The sequence below is a fragment of the Streptomyces sp. MUM 2J genome, from assembly GCF_022414535.1.
Lineage (GTDB): Bacteria > Actinomycetota > Actinomycetes > Streptomycetales > Streptomycetaceae > Streptomyces.
This window is the reverse complement of record NZ_JADWYM010000117.1, coordinates 1-874: the sequence shown is the minus strand read 5'-3', so window position 1 is coordinate 874 and position 874 is coordinate 1. Positions and strand designations below refer to the sequence as shown.

Genomic DNA, 874 nt, shown 5'->3' with positions numbered 1-874 from the left:
CTAGGGCGTGTTTCGAAAGTGCTGGTCACAGCCACTCGTTGATGGCTGCGACCAGCACAGTCGCTTCGTAGCGAACGGCGAGCTTGTCGTACCTCGTTGCCACCGCGCGGTGACGCTTGAGGCGATTGATCCCGCACTCAACCGCGTGGCGCTCCTTGTAATCCGCGGCGTCGAACTTCGGCGGCCGGCCGCCGCGGGAACCGCGCTTCTTGCGGTTGGCGATCTGGTCGCGCTTCTCCGGGATCGTGCAGCGGATACCGCGCTTGCGCAGGTAAGCACGGTTCGCGCGGGAGCCGTACGCCTTGTCGGCACGAACCTTGTCCGGCCGGGTACGCGGGCGGCCCGGGCCGAGCCTGGGCACCCGGATACGGCCCAGGACCACCTGGAACTGCGGGGAGTCACCGCGCTGCCCGGCCGTGATCACCAGCGACATCGGCTTCTGGGCCTGCTCGACCGCCAGATGGAGCTTGGTGGTCAGCCCGCCCCGGGAACGTCCGAGCCCATGGTCGTCGGGCTCGGTGAACACGCCACCGGGCGGCTCGATCTGCAGATCCCCTTTTTGCGGGCACCAGCCGCATGCTGGTGGGCGCGGGCGATGGTCGAGTCCACCGAGACGTCCCAGGTGATCAGTCCCTCGGCGTCTGTCCGGACCTGCAACTGCTCGAAGATGCGGTGCCACGTGCCGTCCCGCTGCCAGCGCCGGAACAAGCCGTACACCGTCTGCCACGGGCCGTACCGCTCGGGCACGTCCCGCCAGGGAGCACCAGCGCGGGTACGCCAGCGTATGCCGTCTATCAACTGCCGCCTGGTGTGCACCGGCGGCCGTCCAGGCTTCTTCCCCACCGGCAGCAGCGGCGCCAGCTTCGCCCACTGC

General features: G+C 69.0%; 1 protein-coding gene. It reads right to left on the bottom strand.

Annotated features, from left to right (window positions below; genetic code table 11):
• Window positions 1-25: 25 nt before the first annotated feature.
• Window positions 26-874, bottom strand: a protein-coding gene (locus I3F54_RS31875; protein WP_374205998.1) for an IS5 family transposase whose coding sequence is annotated in 2 segments (ribosomal slippage) — window positions 26-553 and window positions 556-874 — 847 coding nt annotated over the 2 segments. Because the reading frame shifts where the segments join, the coding sequence is not laid out codon by codon here. This gene is flagged as partial in the annotation.